Origin of the sequence: Pseudonocardia yunnanensis (assembly GCF_039534065.1) — a bacterium.
In the GTDB taxonomy this organism is placed as follows: domain Bacteria; phylum Actinomycetota; class Actinomycetes; order Mycobacteriales; family Pseudonocardiaceae; genus Pseudonocardia; species Pseudonocardia yunnanensis.
In genome coordinates this window covers 121,648-137,840 of the sequence record NZ_BAAAUS010000004.1, presented here as the reverse complement: position 1 = coordinate 137,840, position 16,193 = coordinate 121,648, and the positions used below count along the sequence as shown (strand labels likewise).

At 68.2% G+C, this 16,193-nt stretch carries 8 protein-coding genes; 7 read left to right on the top strand and 1 reads right to left on the bottom strand.

The features are described from left to right. The first annotated feature begins 7 nt into the window (after positions 1–7). The 6 genes from ABD743_RS05335 (at position 8) to ABD743_RS05310 (ending at position 12,579) form a co-directional block, all read left to right on the top strand. The gene (locus ABD743_RS05335) at positions 8–3,259 is read left to right on the top strand and encodes a non-ribosomal peptide synthetase (protein ID WP_344719431.1); all 3,252 of its coding nucleotides are present in this window, start codon (positions 8–10) and stop codon (positions 3,257–3,259) included. Positions 3,260–3,282: 23 nt separating this feature from the next. Further along, the gene (locus ABD743_RS05330) at positions 3,283–4,290 is read left to right on the top strand and encodes a TauD/TfdA family dioxygenase (protein WP_344719429.1); all 1,008 of its coding nucleotides are present in this window, start codon (positions 3,283–3,285) and stop codon (positions 4,288–4,290) included. Beyond that, entirely contained in the window at positions 4,287–5,348 is a 1,062-nt protein-coding gene (gene sbnB, locus ABD743_RS05325) for a 2,3-diaminopropionate biosynthesis protein SbnB (RefSeq protein WP_344719427.1), read from the top strand. Before ABD743_RS05330 ends, sbnB begins: the two co-directional genes overlap by 4 nt. A gap of 36 nt (positions 5,349–5,384) precedes the next feature. Next, positions 5,385–6,368, top strand: coding sequence for a 2,3-diaminopropionate biosynthesis protein SbnA (gene sbnA, locus ABD743_RS05320; protein ID WP_344719425.1), 984 nt, complete (start codon positions 5,385–5,387; stop codon positions 6,366–6,368). Positions 6,369–7,768: 1,400 nt separating this feature from the next. Then, positions 7,769–10,873, top strand: coding sequence for a Pls/PosA family non-ribosomal peptide synthetase (locus ABD743_RS05315; RefSeq protein ID WP_344719423.1), 3,105 nt, complete (start codon positions 7,769–7,771; stop codon positions 10,871–10,873). A gap of 503 nt (positions 10,874–11,376) precedes the next feature. Then, on the top strand, positions 11,377–12,579 hold the full coding sequence (locus ABD743_RS05310; RefSeq protein ID WP_344719421.1) for a heparan-alpha-glucosaminide N-acetyltransferase domain-containing protein: 1,203 nt from the start codon (positions 11,377–11,379) through the stop codon (positions 12,577–12,579). A 104-nt stretch (positions 12,580–12,683) separates the two neighbouring features. Here ABD743_RS05310 and pepN read toward each other — a convergent pair whose 3' ends face one another. Beyond that, positions 12,684–15,272 carry an aminopeptidase N gene (gene pepN / locus ABD743_RS05305; RefSeq protein WP_344719420.1) on the bottom strand — a complete coding sequence of 863 codons (2,589 nt, stop codon included), beginning with the start codon at positions 15,270–15,272 and terminating at the stop codon, positions 12,684–12,686. Between the two features lie 214 nt (positions 15,273–15,486). Between pepN and ABD743_RS05300 the strand changes: the two genes are divergently transcribed. Next, positions 15,487–16,128 (top strand): mycothiol-dependent nitroreductase Rv2466c family protein, encoded by a 642-nt coding sequence (locus ABD743_RS05300; protein WP_344719418.1) that lies wholly within the window; start codon positions 15,487–15,489, stop codon positions 16,126–16,128. Positions 16,129–16,193: the final 65 nt, after the last annotated feature.

Here is a 16,193-nt window from a genome sequence, read left to right as displayed (position 1 = left end):
GACTGGAATGGGAATGCCAGCGGAGGGCAGCCGGGATTACTGGCGTGGGGTGCTCGTCGCCGGTGGGTTCACGGCGATCCCGCGGTGGACCCAGGACTCGGCACCCGGCGTCGCCGAGCACGAGGTGCCGGTTCCTGACGAGCTCGTGACGGCCATGCGCGGCCTCGCGGGCGAGCAGGCTGTGTCGCTCGGTTCGGTGCTGCTGGCCGCGCATGTCAAGGTGCTCGCGGCTCTGTCGGGTGAGCAGGAGGTCGTCACCGGCTACGTCGCCGCAGGCGGCGGACCGCTGCCGTGCAGGCTCACGACCGAGTCGGACTCGTGGCGGACGCTTCTCGTGGACGCGCACCGGGTCGAGACGGACCTGGCTGCGCACAAGGACTTCCCGGTCGATGGCCTCCGTGGCGAGCTGGGCCTGACCGAGCCGCCCTTCGAGACCGTGCTCGACCCGGCGGGCGATGGCGGCGACCTCGCCGAGGACACCGTGCTCCGAGTGAGCACCCCGCAGTCAGGCGGGCGGATGGTGCTGCGGCTGCGGTACCGCACCGACGTGCTCGACGCGGACTACGCGGCCAGGGTCGCGGGCTACCACCTCACCGCGCTGGGTTTGATCGTCGCCGACCCGGATGCCGAGCACGCACGGCAGAGTCTGTTGTCGGCCGAAGAGGCGCGGTATCAGCTCGAGGAGCTGGTCGGGGCGCGGCGTGAGCTGCCGCCGTATCGGTTCCACGAGTTGTTCGAGCAGCGGGTGCAGGCCCACCCGGACGCGGTCGCGGCGGTGCACGGGGAGCGGGAGTGGACCTACCGGGAGCTCAACGCCCGGGCCAACCGGTTGGGGCGGGCTCTGCTGGCGCGGGGGCTGCGCCGCGAGGACGTCGTGGCGGTGGTGACCGAGCGCAACCTGGACTGGATGGCCGCGGTGCTGGCGGTGTTCAAGGCCGGGGGCGCCTACCTGCCGATCGAGCCGCACTTCCCGGCCGATCGGATCGCGACCACGATCTCGCGCGCCGAGTGCCGGCTGGTGCTGACCGAGCCGGGTAACACGACCACGTTGGACAAGGCGGTCGAGTCGTTGCCGGGTGTGCAGACGGTGTTCGTCGACACCGCCTACGCCGAGGATCACGCCGAGGGTGACCTCGGTGTCGCCGTGACCCCGGACCAGTTGGCCTACATCTACTTCACCTCCGGCTCCACCGGGCAGCCCAAGGGCGCCATGTGTGAGCAGGCGGGGATGCTCAACCACCTGTTCGCCAAGATCGATGCCTGCGAGATCGGTGAGGGGCAGGTCGTCGGTCAGGTCGCGCCGCAGTGCTTCGACATCTCGCTGTGGCAGCTGATCTCCGCGCTGATGGTCGGTGGCCGCACGGTGATCATCGAGCAGGACGTGATCCTCGACGTCCAACGGTTCGTCGAGAAGGTGATCGATCAGCGGATCGCCGTGTTGCAGGTGGTGCCCTCCTACCTCGAGGTCGTGCTGACCTACCTGGAACAACACCCCCGCAAGCTGCCCGAGTTGCACTGCGTGTCGGCCACCGGTGAGGCGCTGAAGAAGGAACTGACCCAGCGCTGGTTCGCCGCCGAGCCCGGGATCAAGCTGGTCAACGCCTACGGGCTCACCGAGACCTCCGACGACACCAACCACGAGGTCATGGACCACGCACCCGACGGAGACCGCGTCCCGCTGGGTCCGGCATCGCCCAACATGAACGTCTACGTCGTCGACGAGAACCTCCAGCCGGTGCCGCTCGGTGCGCCCGGGCTGATCGTTTTCGCCGGTGTCTGCGTGGGCCGGGGCTATGTGAACGACCCGGAGCGCACCGCGCAGGCTTACCTGACCGATCCGCACCGGCCCGGTGAGCGCCTCTATCTGGGCGGTGACTACGGGCGGTGGCTGCCGGGCGGGAAGCTGGACTTCCTGGGCCGCAAGGACTCCCAGGTCAAGATCTCGGGCTTCCGGATCGAGATCGGCGAGATCGAGAACACCCTGCTGCGGGTGCCCGGTGTCCGTGACGGCGCGGTGGTGGTCGCGGAGCGGGCGGACCAGAGCAAGCAGCTGGTGGCCTTTTACTCGGCCAGGCAGCCGCTCGACGTCGACGTCTTGCGTGACCGACTGGGTGAGTCGTTGCCGTTCTACATGGTGCCGGCGGCGTTCCACTGGCAGGAGAGCCTGCCGCTGACCGCCAACAGCAAGATCGACAAGAAGTCGCTGACCAAGCTGGCCGGCGAGCTGGAGACCGTCGAGCAGGCGTACGACGCCCCGCAGACGCCGACAGAGGAACGCCTCGCGGCCGCGTGGGCCAAGGTGCTCAAGGTTCCGGCGGACCAGATCGGCCGGGCCGACCACTTCTTCGACCGGGGCGGCAACTCGCTGTCGGCGGTGAAGCTGGCGGTCACGCTGAAGCGGACGGTGTCCCTCAAGGACATCACCCGCTACCCCGTCCTCGCCGACCTGGCCGAGTTCGTCGACGGCAGGTCCGAGCGGCGTTCCGGGCTGCTCCAGCAACTGTCGGCATCGGACGGTGCGGACGCGGGCGCGTTGGTCTGCTTCCCCTACGCCGGTGGCAACGCGGTGAACTACCAGCCGATGGCCTCGGCGCTGCGCGACAGCGGGCTCGGGGTCTATGCCGTGGAGCTGCCCGGTCACGACCTGGCCGCCGAGCGCGAGCCATTCGCGCCGATGGCGCAGGTCGTCGAGCAGGTGGTCGACGAGATCACCCGGCGCGGCTTGACGAAGGTCCTGCTGTGGGGCCACTCCTCGGGCACCGCGCCGGCGGTGGAGACGGCCAGAGTTCTGCAGGAGCGCGGCGTGGCCGTCCAGCGGGTGTTCCTCGCGGCACAGCTGCTCGGCAGCGCAACGGACCGGCGCGCGGCCCTCGCCGCACTGGACGGCCGCAGCAACGCCGACATCGCCGCAGGCCTGAGCGCGGATAGCGGTTACACCGAGCTGGGTGAGCTCGATGCGCAGCGAGCCGAGCACGTCGGTGCGGCTTATCGGCACGACTACGGGACCGCACTGCAGTACTTCGCCGAGGTTCTGGACAACCCACCGGCGGTGAAGCTGACCGCCCCGGTCACGGCGGTTCTCGCCGATGACGATCCGAGCACCGCGGAGTTCCCGCGCAGGTACCGGGAGTGGGAGCTGTTGGCCGAGCACGTCGAGCTGCACGAGATCGGTGCGGGCGGCCACTACTTCCTGCGGACCCGTCCCACCGAGGCGGCCCAGGCCGTGTTGGCAGCCGCCGAACTACTGACTTCTTCTTGAATAGCAACTGGAAGGAACGAGAGATGTCGTCCTCATCCGCGGCGTCACTGCTCGACGTGGATCTGCGGCCCGGCAAGCCGCCGATGTTGCGGGCCGAGCCCACCGGCGATGCGCCGGGCTGGGCAGCCGAGCGCCGGGACGCGCTACGCGCCGTCGTCGCCGACCACGGTTCGGTCCTGGTCCGCGGCCTCGGGCTGCGCGACGCGGCGGAGGTGGCCGCGGTGTTCCAGCGGCTGACCACCACCGGACTGATGACCGAGCGGGAGGCCTTCGCGGCTCGGCAGGTCTACTCGGACGGCGTGTACTCCTCGTCGAAGTGGCCACCGAACCAGCCGATGTGCATGCATCACGAACTGAGCTACGCGCTCGAGTTCCCGGGGATGATGCTCTTCGCGTGCTTGGGCGCGGCCTCGGCAGGCGGGGCGACCGGGGTGGCCGACTCGCCGACCGTGCTCAACGCCTTGCCCCCTCAGCTGGTCGAGCGGTTCGAGCGGGAAGGCTGGCTGCTCACCCGCGCGTACAACGAGGACATCGGGGCGTCCTACGCCGACGCATTCGGCACCGACGACCGCGCTGCTGTCGAGAGCTACTGCCGTGCCAACGCGATCGAGTTCGAGTGGCAGCCCGACGGCGAGCTGCGCACCCGTCAGCGTCGCAGTGCGGTGGTACGCCACCCGGTCACCGGCCAGCGCTGCTGGTTCAACCAGATCGCCTTCCTCAACGAGTGGACGATGGATCCGGAGGTGCACGAGTACCTCGTGGACGTCTACGGCGAGGACGGGCTGCCGTTCAACACCCGCTTCGGCAACGGCGACCCGATCAGCCAGGACGTCGTCGAGCTGCTCACCGGCATCTACGACGCCCACACCGCGCGGGAGCCGTGGCAGGCGGGCGACCTGATGCTCGTCGACAACATCCGCAGCGCGCACAGCCGGGAGGCCTACGAGGGGCCGCGTGAAGTGCTCGTCGGAATGGCTGACGCGGTGCGACTCGGCGACGTCTCGCCGACCGGCGGGGTGACAGCCGGATGACCGCCGTCCCGTCCACTCCATCGACTCCCGGCGCCCTTACCGTGCCACCGTTCGCGGTGATCTCGGGTGCCCAGGTGCAGCGCGCGCTGCAGGGCCACGAGAAGCAGGTCATGGAAGTGGTGGAAGCCACCTACCGGCTGCACGGCGCCGGTGACTCGGTGAACCCGCCGTCCTACTTCCTGCGCTTTCCCGACCGCCCCAACGACCGCATCATCGCGCTGCCGGCCTCCATCGGCGGACAGGCACGGGTGGACGGTCTGAAATGGATCTCGAGCTTTCCTGAGAACGTGGCGGCCGGCATCCCGCGGGCGTCGGCGGTGCTGATCCTCAACGACCACGACACCGGCTACCCGTTCGCCTGCCTGGAGAGCTCGATCATCAGTGCTACCAGGACGGCTGCCTCGGCGGCACTGGCAGCCGACTGGCTCAGCCGCGGCCGGGAGCGGCCCACCCGCGTCGGGTTCTTCGGCGTGGGCCTGATCGCCCGCTACATTCACACTTTTCTGGCCGGCAGCGGATGGTCATTCGACGAGGTCGGTGTCTTCGACCTGTCCGCCGACAGCGCGGCCGGATTCCGCGGATATCTCGAACAGTCCGGCACCGCCGGGCGCATCACGGTGTACGACAATGCCGAGGATCTGATCCGCTCCAGTGATCTGGTGGTCTTCGCCACAGTGGCGAGCCAACCGCACGTAGAAAACGTGTCCTGGTTAGAACACAACCCGCTGGTGCTGCACGTGTCGCTGCGCGATGTCGCGCCGGAGATCGTGCTCGCGTCGACCAACATCGTGGACGATGTCGAGCATTGTCTCAAGGCCAACACCTCACCGCATCTGGCCGAACAGCTCACGGGCAACCGGGACTTCCTGCACGGCACATTGGACGACGTAATGGCCGGAAGGGTAACGGTGCCGGTGGACCGGCCCGTTGTGTTCTCGCCCTTCGGCCTCGGGGTGCTCGACCTCGCAGTAGGCAAGTACGTCTACGACGAGGTGACCCGCTCTGGAGAGCTGCATGTCATCGATAATTTCTTTCATGAGCTGCGTCGGTACGGGTGAGCGGCCGAATGCACTGCTGCAGATGAGGAGGCAATCGTGCCTGTGATCTCCGTTCCCCAGCGCTTCAACGAGGACGAGCTCTACGTCGACCTGCGCTCGATCTTCGGGCAGTCGCTGTTCCTCAAGTGCGAGGGATTCAACTTCGCCGGCTCCATCAAGCTCAAGGCCGCGAGCGAGATGATCGAGGCCGCCGAGCGCGACGGGATCCTCACCCCGGGGTCGATCCTGATCGAGTCGTCGTCCGGCAACCTCGGCGTGGCGATCAGCATGATCGCGGCGAGCAAGGGCTACCAGTTCCTGTGCGTGACCGACTCCCGGTGCAACCTCTCCACCAGGCGACTGATGGAGGCGCTGGGTAGCCGGGTGCACATCATCTCCGAGCCGGACGCCGTGGGCGGCTTCCTCGGTGCGCGTATCGACTACGTCCGCGCGATGTGCGCCTCTGACGACCGGTACGTGTGGCTCAACCAGTACACCAACCCGGGCAACTGGCAGGCGCACTACCGCACCACGGCGCCGGCGATCGCTCGCGAGTTCCCGCTGCTGGATGTGCTGTTCGTCGGGGCGGGCACCACCGGAACCCTCATGGGCTGCGCCCGCTTCTTCAAGGAGTGGCACCGCCCGGTGCGGATCGTCGCGGTGGACAGCGTGGGTTCGGTGACCTTCGGTGGCGCTCCTGGCCGCCGCATGATCCCCGGTCTGGGCACCAGCGTTCGTCCGCCGCTGCTCGACGAGTCCTACATCGACGAGGTGGTGCTCGTCGAGGAGGCGGACACCATCCGGGCCTGCCACCGACTGGCCAGGCGTGGCTTCCTGTTCGGAGGCTCCACCGGCACGGCGGTCAGTGGCGCGACCCGTTGGCTCGAGCAGCACGGCTCGCCCGATGTGACGGCGGTGACCATCGCCCCTGACCTGGGCGAGCGTTACCTCGACACCGTCTACCAGACCAACTGGCTGCACGACCTGTACGGCGAGGACGTGCTTGCCGAGGAGTCCGTCGCCGCTACCTGGACGGCCTGATTTCGATGTGCCCGCGAGGCCACGGGACCGGAACCACGGTCCTATGACCCGCGATAGGGAAGTAGCCACCACGAGGGCGGTGTACGAGGCCCGGACGACTCCGGTGCAGCCCTCTGATGACGAGTCGCCGCAAATCGCAGACGGATGTGGCTCATCGCCGAGTCACCCCGCTGCGGCGATCGTGGCCTGATCGACGGCCACACCAGCAGCAACACCCATCGATTTCGCCCGTCAGTGGTTTGTCCTGACCGGCCCCGGCCGTCCTGTCGAGACGACTCCGAGTTCGTCCCCGGGTGGACCCCCTCTGCGGGGAGTGGCCGAAAGCGCGAACGATCGTCGCTCGCACGGCGTGGGTTCTCGCCGCCGTGCGTGGCGCAGCCGAGGCGCGGCCCCGGCGTCATGTTCACGGGTGTGCGGGACCAGGCGCTCCAGGCGGCCTTCCCGACGAGCCCGCCCAGCCCCTGAGTGCCGTTGTGGGATGCCGCTGAGAGCGCCCCAGAGCCGGCGCCAGGCGGGTCCCTACAACGCACGGCGTCACCCGCCCGTGGGCCGCCGTCAGGCTGCTGTCCGCCCGTGCGATCGCCTCCCGGGCGCCGAGGGTGGCGAGCGCGGCGGGCCTGGGTCAGACGCGGCGCTCTCGACCGTCGCCTGTCTTTCCCGTCACTCGGCGAAGCCCCGCGCCCCGGTTTCTGCTACCGCGCCGATCCGAAGCCTGGCACTGCGGGCAATTGCCACATCAATACAGGACAGCCGCCGGAATCGCCGTGCACAAGCCCGTGCAGCGGTGGCGTCGATCACAGTGATGAGCCAACTCAACGGCTACGACGTATTCCTCGAAGAGTGGAGCAGTTCAACTTAGCTGGATGACTCCCGCGCGACGCCGCGCAGGAGCACGCAGCGGGCGACATCGTCGTCGAGAACGTCCTGGTGGCCGGCATCTCACTGCGGCCGGCTAACGCTTCACCACTGCAATCGGTTCAAGTGAGCGGCCGAATGCCTGTCGGAGATGAGGAGACAATCATGCCAGTAACTGCAGGATCGCCGGAAGGCCCTTGGGTGGCCGGTTCGGCTCATGGTTGCGGCGTGGTTGGCTTCGTTGTTCTTGCCGTTCGGCAGAGAGTCGACTCGCAGAGTCACCGTGGCAACCACGTGCCGAAACTCCCGGCCGCCGATTCCTGACCACTGTCGCGGTCTCCTGTCCCGGTGCTCGAGGCGTATTGAACCCGCCTTTTACCGGGAGAACATGGTGACGCGATAGGCGGTTGGTTTCGCTGACGGTACCTGTAGGCATTGTGAGTGACACCACGGAAGCATTTCACGCGGGTAGTTGAAGTGCTTTTCCGCACGCCTTCCCGCATGCCGCACGGCATGACCAACTTTGACTGAAGGAGCTCACGTTCGTGGGAGAGCATGTCGAGGCCCTGACCGAAGTGATTGATTACTCAGCCACTCGAGTCGGCCGCACCAGCCCCATGCCGAGCACGGAGACGCTGCTCGCAGAAGTCCTCGCCGACATCATGAAGGTCGAGCGGGTGGAACCGGAGAGCAACGTCTTCGACGACCTGGGCGCCGACTCACTGGTGATGGCCCAGTTCTGCGCCCGGCTCCGGAAGCGGCCCGATCTCCCGACGGTGTCGATGAAGGACGTCTACCGCCACCCGACGATCCGAGGCCTGGCCACCGCCTTCGAGGTGCCCCCGGGCCCGGTTCCGACGACCAAGTCGGCCGCGACGGCCAGGCCGGCGCCGTCGGTGGGGCCGAAAGCGCCGCCCAAGGCGTCGTCGACGCCCGCGCCGATGCCGACAGCCGACTCGGCACCGGCGCCCAAGCCGACTCCGACTCCGACACCCAGGCCGGCTCCGACGGACGAGTCGGCTCCGACGCCGGCTCCGATGCCGACGCCTGATGTGTCGGCCGGCTCGACCGCGCCTGTCAAGCCTTCGCCGACACCCAGGCGGCGGCCTGCAGCGGCTCCGACGGCCGCGACAGCGCTCGCGGAGGTCCTCGCCGAGGTGGTGGGAGTGGAGCGGGTCTCGCCCGACAGCCACTTCTTCGACGATCTGGGCGTCGACTCATTGGTGATGGCACGGTTCTGTGCCCGGCTGCGGAAGCGGCCCGATCTCCCGACCGTGTCGATGAAGGACGTCTACCGGTACCCGACGATCAGCAGCCTCGCGGCGGCGTTCGCCGATGCCGCGCCCGCCGCGCCCGTGGTCGTCGCAGAGCCGCAGACCGTGTTGATCCCACGCGTGGAGCCGACCGGCACCGAGCAGACGGCCGGCGCCGAGAGCGTGGCCGGCACGACGAAGCGGGCGGGCACGCTGCAGTACCTCTTCTGCGGAGCGCTGCAGGCTTTGGTGTTCCTCGGCTACTCCTACCTCGCCGGATTGATCATCGACGGTGGTTACAACTGGGTCTCCGCCGGCTCCGGCCTGCTGGACGTCTACGTGCGGGCGCTGGAGTTCGGTGCCGGGACCTTCGTCGCCCTGAGCCTGCTGCCGATCGTGGTGAAGTGGGTGCTCGTCGGGCGGTGGAAGGCTCAGGAGATCCCGATCTGGAGCCTCAAGTACCTCAGGTTCTGGATCGTCAAGACGATGATCCGCGCGAACCCTCTGCTGTTGTTGATCGGTGCCCGCTCGCGGACGAGCACGGCCTCGCCGATCCTCAACCTCTACCTGCGGGCGCTCGGCGCGAAGATCGGACGGAACGTCGCGATCTTCTCCCGCACCTTTCCGGTGTGCACCGACCTGCTCACGATCGGAGAGGGCACGGTGATCCGTAAGGACTCGTTCTTCTCCGGCTACCGGGCCCATGACGGCGTGATCCAGACCGGGCCGGTGACCCTGGGCAAGAACGTGTTCATCGGGGAGATGTCGCTGGTCGACATCGGTGCGTCGATGGGCGACGGGGCGCAGCTGGGCCACGCCTCCTCTCTGCACAGCGGGCAGTCCGTGCCGGCAGGCGAGAGCTGGGACGGCTCGCCCGCAGAGCCGTGCGGCGCTACCTACCGCGTGGTCGAGCGGGCGCCGGGCGGCAGGCTGCGCAGCGCCTGGTTCGGGTTCTCGCAGATCCTGTCGGTGCTGGTGGTGGCCATGCCGCTGCTGATCACCGTCCTGGTGCTGGCGCTGGGCGAGGTTCCGCAGCTCAACACCGTGCTGAACCCCGGGCCGATGGCCCTCACGACCTGGACGTTCTACCGCGACATCCTGATCACCTCGGCGGTGGCGTTCGGTGGCTTCGTGGTGATCGGCCTGCTCGTGGTGGGCACCATCCCGCGCCTGCTCAACCTCGCGATCAAGCCTGACAAGGTCTATCCCCTGTACGGATTCCACTACGGGCTGCACAAGTCGATCGCGCGGATGACCAACGTCCGGTTCTTCACCTGGCTCTTCGGCGACAGCTCCTACATCGTGAAATACCTGCGCTGGATCGGCTACGACCTCGGCAAGGTCGTGCAGACGGGCTCGAACTTCGGCATGGAGGTGCGCCACGAGAACCCGTTCCTGTCCGCCGTGGGTAGCGGAACGATGGTCGCGGACGGCGTGTCCTTCATCAACGCCGACTTCTCCAGCACCTCCTTCCGGCTGTCGCGGGTGGCACTGGGAGCGCGCAGCTTCCTCGGCAACAACATCGCCTACTCCGCGCAGAGCACGGTGGGTGACAACTGCCTGCTCGCGACGAAGGTGATGGTTCCGACCGGCGGCAAGGTCCGGGAGGGCGTGGGTCTGCTGGGCGCGCCCAGCTTCCAGATCCCGCGATCGGTCGAGCGTGACGTGAAGGCGAGTCGCCTGAGCCGGGCGCAGCTGCGCCGCAGCCTGTCCACCAAGAACAGGCACAACATCGTCACCATGGCGCTGTACCTGATGGTGCGGTGGGTGTTCTTCCTCGGTGTCCTGCTGCTCGACGCCGCCTCCGCGGAGCTGTACTTCGGGTGGACGAGCCAGCTGGCGCTGGCGCTGTCGAGCGTCGTCACCATCCTGTTCACGGTCTTCTACTGGGTGCTCGTCGAACGCCTCGTCATGCGTTTCCGGAGCTTGGAGCCGCGGATCTGCTCGATCTACGACCGCGCGTTCTGGCGGCACGAGCGGTACTGGAAGGTGCCTGCTCAGACCTACATCCAGCTGTTCAACGGCACTCCGTTCAAGGGCATGGTCTGGCGCATGCTGGGCGTGAAGGTCGGCCGCCGCCTCTTCGACGACGGCCTCACCATGACCGAGCGCACGCTCGTCACCATCGGCGACGACTGCACCCTCAACCTGTCGAGCAACGTCCAGTGCCACTCGCAGGAGGACGGCGCGTTCAAGTCCGACCGCTCTACGATCGGCAACGGCTGCACCCTCGGGGTCAACGCCTTCATCCACTACGGCACCAACGTTGGCGACGGCGCCGTGATCGAAGCGCACTCCTTCCTCATGAAGGGCGAGGAAGTGCCGCCCCACGCACGGTGGAGTGGCAACCCCGCTTCAGAGGTTCGAGAGGGTCAGCACGAACTGAGCGTCGCCTGACGCACGGCGCGGACCGATGCGGCGCGCAGCCGGTCGTCCTCCGCACGAGCCGTGGCCATTATCCGGACAGCTGATAGCGCCCCGCGATCAAGGAATACCGGAATGATCGAAATTCCGTATTCTCTGATCGCGGGGCGCTTTCACGATGCATATCGCCAGTTCGTCGAACCGGGCCAGTGGTTCTCGCCACAATGCCGAGCCGATCGCACCCCGGCCACGTGTGCTGGTGGGGACACACTCGAGGTGGACGGGTAGTTGCGCGAGGTCGCGCCTTCGTTCGTTCTGTCGTCCGAAGACCCGCACCTCAGCGCATCCGGTCCGCACCGGAGACCGGGCGAACACTCCACACTATTAGAGGGGGAAATAGTTCCCGTGGTACCTGCTTGCCGGCTCCACAGAAATAGTTCGCACCCGCTACTTCCCGAAGTTCGGGCGACCGTCATTTCGGAATCATGAATATCCGGATCGGTCAGAACTGGCGACATCGTGAAAGTGGTGGACAGATGACTGAGAGCACCACCGAGACGGAAAGCCGTGCACCGGCGCGCCGGGCACGTATCGAGGGGGTCGACCTCGCCAGAGGGCTGGCCCTGATCGGAATGATCGCCACGCACGTGTTCGACGCCGTCGACGACAACGGGGCGCCGACCGCCGCGACCATTGTGGCGGCGGGTCGCTCTGCCGCGTCGTTCGCGATGATCGCGGGAGTGAGCCTGGCGCTCATCTCCGGACGGCAGCGGCCGTTGGAGGGGCGGGACCTGTCCGCCATGCGCACGGGCATCTTGGTGCGTGCCATCGTGATCGGGGCGATCGGTCTCGCGATCGGCTTCAGCGACGACGTCGACATCATCCTCCCCTACTACGCCGTGCTCTTCCTGCTCGCGATTCCGCTGCTTCGGCTGCGGCCACGGGTGCTGGTCCGCATTGCGATCGCACTGGCGATCATCGCGCCATTGCTGAACACAGCGATGATCTTCGCCGGGCTCCCCAGGCCCGACGACAACCCCACGTTCGCAACTCTGTTCACCGATCCGGTCGGTCTGTTCCAGGTGCTGTTCCTGACCGGCTACTACCCGGTGCTGGCCTACCTCGCCTACATCTGCGTGGGGCTCGCCATCGGGCGTAGTGACCTGTCGTCGGCGCTGGTGGCCCGCCGCCTGCTGTTCGGCGGGATCGCGCTCGTGGTCGTGGCGTGGGCCATCGCGTTGCCCCTGCTGTACGGGCTGGGCGGTATCCACACGCTGTCAACGCTCGGCGACTTCGACGGCGACCCGGCGTCGTCCTACCTCTTGTGGGACGGAGACGATCTCACCCCCGTCAGCTCGTGGTGGTGGCTCGCGCTGCCTGCATCCCACTCCACCAGCTGGATCGACATGATCAACACCATCGGGTCCGCGATGGCGCTGATCGGAGGCTCGCTGCTCCTGGTGCGTGTTCCGTTGATCGCGCGTCTGCTGCGGCCGATCACGGTGGCGGGGACGATGGCTCTCACGATCTACACCGCGCACGTGCTGGTGCTCGCCACCGGCGTGCTGGACGACGAGGCCGGGCTGCTGTACCTGGTGCTGATCGTCGGTGCGTGCGTGTTCGCGCTGCTGTGGCGGCGGTTCGTGGGGCAGGGCCCGCTGGAAAGGCTCGTGGCGGAACTCTCAGGCAGGGCACGGAAAGCCGTACTCGCTCCCCGCCCGATCGAGCGGCGCGCGTAGCGCGCCGCAAGCCGGCGACGTGGCAACCAGCGTGACCGCGGGGGCGACCTGCGCTGGTTGCCACGTCGCATTGGCGTTTCAGAGCGACGCGTCGTGGCGGCGCGTCAGCTCCGGTCGAACTCCCGCGCCCCGAGGGCCCGGATGATCCCGGCGCGCCCCTCGGAGACCAGCCGCCGAAGTGCCGGCGGGTGAGACTCGTCGGCGAGCCACCTGTCCGCCGCCTCGACCGTGGACCGCTCGACGGCCCACGACGGGAACAGGCCCAGCACCACCGACTGCGCCCGTTCGCTCGTGCGCCTGGCCCAGACCTCCGCCACCTCGTCGAAGTAGCGCTGGACGTAACCGCTCAGCAGGGCGCGCTGTGTGGGGTGGCTGAACCCGCTGATGATCGCCTCCTGAACGGCGTTCGGGATCTCGTCGTCGTGCACGGCGCGATCCCAGGCGCGTTCCTTCGCCTCGGCCGTGGGCAGCAGCGCGCGGGCCCGCTCGCCCTGCCGCTGACCCGTGGAGGTGGGGTCGCGCTCGAGCTCCTCCGCGATCTCGGCCTCGCCCAGAACACCGTGGGCGACCAGCGCCTGCAACAGCCGCCAGCGCAGGTCGGTGTCGAGCGTGAGCCCCTCCGGGACGTCCGGGTTGTTCTCCGGCTGGAGCAGCCAGCTGCGCATCCGGTCGAGCACGCTGCTCGGCAGGACGCTCGCCGCGAGCGCGTTCACCGTGGTGAGCTGGGCGTCGGATGCGGCAGGCGCTGTGTCGAGCCGGAACCGCAGTGCGTCCACGAGCAGTGGCCAGCCGCGCTCCTTCGCCCACCCCTCCTCCGCGTAGGAGCCGAGGGCGGTCTGAGCCTGCAGCAGCAGCCGCTGCACCACGCCGATCTCCGACTCGGCTCCGAACCCGCCCGCGATGAGCGTGACGAAGTCGCGCGCCTTGAGCTCTGCCTCGCGGGTCATCTCCCAGGCCGCCGACCAGCACAGGGTGCGGGGTAGCGGTTCGGCGATGTCACCGATGCGGTCCACGAGCGTGGCGAGCGAGTCGGGGTCCAGGCGGAGCGCGCAGTAGGTGAGGTCGTCGTCGTTGACGAGCACGAGCTTGCCCCGCGGCACGCCCACCAGCTCCGGCACCTCCGTGCGCTCGCCGGAGACGTCCACCTCGACGCGGTGGGTCCGGATGAGCTTGCTCCCGGCCTGGTCGTCGGTGTCGTCGTACACGCCGACCGCGATGCGGTGGGTGCGCAGCTCGCCGGCGCCCGGGCGCGCACCGCCCTGCACCACCTCGAACCGCGTGAAGCGGCCCTCGGCGTCCACCTCGAACGACGGCCGGAGCAGGTTCAGCCCGGTGGTGCGCAGCCACTGGGCTCCCCAGCCGGAGAGGTCGCGGCCCGACGCCTCCTCCAGCGCGCCGAGCAGGTCGTCGAAGGTGGCGTTGCCCCAGGCGTGCGCGGCGAAGTAGCTGCGCAGCCCGGCCAGGAAGGGGGTGAGCCCGACGTAGGCGACGAGCTGCTTGAGCACCGACGCGCCCTTGGCGTAGGTGATGCCGTCGAAGTTCACCTCGACGGCCTGCAGGTCGGGGATGTCGGCGGCCACCGGGTGGGTGGAGGGCAGCTGGTCCTGGCGGTACGCCCACGACTTCTCGACGTTGGCGAACGTGGTCCAGGCCTCGGTGTATTCGGTGGCCTCGGCCTGGCAGAGCACCGACGCCCAGGTGGCGAACGACTCGTTCAGCCACAGGTCGTCCCACCAGCGCATGGTGACGAGGTCGCCGAACCACATGTGCGCCATCTCGTGCAGCACGGTCTCTGCGCGGCGCTCGTAGAGGAAGCGGGTGACGCGCGAGCGGAAGACGTAGTCCTCCAGGAACGTCACCGCGCCCGCGTTCTCCATGGCACCGGCGTTGAACTCCGGCACGAAGAGCTGGTCGTACTTCCCGAACGGGTACCGGACGCCGAAGTTGCGGTGGTAGAAGTCGAAGCCCTGCCTGGTCTCGGTGAACAGCCGCTCCGCATCCATGTGCGGGGCCAGCGAGGCCCGGCAGTAGATGCCGAGCGGAATCTCGCCGAGCTCGTCCGAGTAGGTGGCGTGCCAGTCCGCATAGGGTCCGGCGATCAGCGCCACCAGGTAGGTGCTCATGACCTCGCTGGTGGCGAAGCGGTGGACCGCCGCACCACCGGCCGCATCGCCGGTCTCCTCGATGACGGCGTTGGAGACGACCTTCCAGTCCGCGGGAGCGGTGACCGTCAGCGCGTAGCGGGCCTTGAGGTCCGGCTGGTCGAAGCAGGCGAACATGCGCTTGGCGTCGGCCGTCTCGAACTGGGAGTAGAGATACACGCCGCCGTCGACCGGGTCGACGAACCGGTGCAGCCCTTCGCCGGTGTTCATGTACCGGCCCGTGGCCTCCACGCGCAGCTCGTTCTCGGCAGCCAGAGCGGGCAGGGCGATGCCGTCGTCCTCGCGGTAGCCGCTGACGTCGAGCGGCTTGCCGTTCAGCGTGGCCGAGTCGACCCCCGCGCCCACGAAGTCGATCCAGCTGCCCGTGCCGGGCTCACTGCAGCTGAAGCGCACGGTCGTGGTGCTGGCGAAGGTCGTCTCGCCGGGCTTGCCGCCACCGTCGGTCAGGTCGAGCTCGACCGCGTAGTCGGAGACATTCAGCAGAGCGGCCCGCCGCTCGGCGTCGGCTCGTGTCAGGTTGGGCGGGGGCATGCGGTCTCGGCTCTCCTACCTCGGGTCGTCCTGCTGTGGGTCGGCCACCTCGCTCGGCCCACCCTCGGGTCGGCCGGATCCGGTCGGCGCAGTGGCTGCCGATCCAACCACGAGTGCGCCCGGGATGCCCGGGATCGGGGAGCGGGAATCCCGTCGACCTTGTCCAGGTTGTGCGGATAGCCGTGCAGTGCCGCGTTCCCCGATCGGAGAGACAGTGACGACCGCGATCAGCACCGAGACCCCCACCCCCACCGAGACCGCTCACGTCGACTTCTGGTTCGACCCGCTCTGCCCATGGGCGTGGATCACCTCCCGATGGATGCTGGAGGTCCGCGAGGTCCGCGACGTGCGGATCGACTGGCACGTGATGAGTCTGTCCGTGCTCAACGAGGACCGCGATCTTCCGGAGACCTACCGCGAGATGATGGACCGCGCGTGGGCGCCGGTGCGCGTGGCCATCGCCGCGGCCCGCGACCACGGGCAGGAGATCCTCGAGCCCCTTTACACCGCTATGGGCACGCGCATCCACAACGGGGGCAACAAGGACTTCGACGTCGTCATCAAGGAGGCGCTCGCCGAACTCGACCTGCCCGCCGCCCTGGCCGACGCCGCCACCAGCACCGAGTACGACGAGGAGCTGCGCGCCAGCCACAAGCGGGGCATGGAGCCGGTGGGTCTGGACGTGGGTACGCCCACGATCCACGTGAACGGCGTGGCCTTCTTCGGCCCCGTGCTCTCCCGAATCCCGCGTGGCGAGGACGCCGGCAAGGTGTTCGACGGTGCCCGTCTGCTGGCGGCCTACCCGCATTTCTTCGAGCTCAAGAGGACCCGTACCGAGGGCCCTGAGTTCGACTGATCGACATGACGGCGCTCCCGCCCACGAATTTGCTGGGCGGGAGCGCAGCCGTCAAAGAAACTGCA